The 1,049-nt window shown below is 32.8% G+C and carries 2 protein-coding genes; both read left to right on the forward strand.

The annotated features are described in order from the left end of the window. On the forward strand, positions 1-421 hold a 421-nt coding region (locus tag DW800_RS19485; RefSeq protein ID WP_207814351.1), incomplete at its 5' end, for a hypothetical protein. Positions 422-508: 87 nt separating this feature from the next. After that, positions 509-952: a hypothetical protein gene (locus tag DW800_RS19490; protein WP_035449781.1), complete on the forward strand. Its 444-nt coding sequence runs from the start codon at positions 509-511 to the stop codon at positions 950-952. Positions 953-1,049 lie beyond the last annotated feature (97 nt).

The raw sequence follows: 1,049 nt of genomic DNA on the forward strand, positions 1-1,049 counted from the left end.
GACCCTCAAAAGTACAAGGATGATAGAGAAAATTAAGGAAAATGAGATGACTTCGGTCAGTAGCGTAGATTATGTGCGAGGTTTGAAAGGGGAAGATAGTGTGTTGATAACCCTTTCATCTTTAATGACACAAATAGGCATTTTACATACATCATTCTCCCTTTCTCCAGGAGGACAGTATGAATTACCCTATAAATCTGGGTTAATTATGATACAAAATTCCAATCGTTCACACGAAAAGGCTGTTGCAACTTTGTATGGAAGTGGAAATGGGACTGTAATAGTCCCATCAAGTACCATTCAATTTTTCTCGGAAGAAATAGGCAAAGTTTGTGTTTTTAATAATGGAGAAAATACGAAATATATTATCAAAAATACAAGAAATGAATCTCAAAATATTATCATTACATTTATAGAATAAATCTATTTAGTTTACCAAATAGGAAGAGCTTTTCCTGCCTCATGTTTTTCCGTCATATCCTTTGACCCTCAAAAGTACAAGGGATATATGATAGAGAAGGTAAACATAGGTCAAGTAATGAACCAGTATCAGATAGTGACTGATGCAGACCATGTGTATGTGGAAAAAGGGAATAGCCAAGGGAAGATCAATAAGAGTGATTTAATATCCAAACTTCTTGCTGCATCTGAATTGGATAAAATAAAAATTATATCTAAGTCAGTAGTTGTAAATCAAAAGTTATCTCTTGGCCTGAAAAACGGATTATATTTTCTGATAGGTTCTGGAAACTTTGGCTTTTGTGATTTAGTATCTGTATACAAAAAAGAAATTACCGTTATAGCAAATGAAGGTTATGGAACCCTAATCATAGGAACCGACAATATAATAGCTGGGCAACATTGCATTTACATAAATGAAACTGATAATAAAATAGAATTTAAACAATACTCTGATGTAATGAATGTAACATTTGGAGGTATCATTGCATAAAACAAGTATGCATATATTACCTTGTCAAAGGACTGTTTTTTTTCTCACTTTTTTCATCATATCCTTTGACCCTCAAAAGTACAAGGGATATGATAGA

It is taken from the genome of Bacteroides sp. AM32-11AC, assembly GCF_003603515.1.
In the GTDB taxonomy this organism is placed as follows: Bacteria; Bacteroidota; Bacteroidia; order Bacteroidales; family Bacteroidaceae; genus Bacteroides; species Bacteroides uniformis.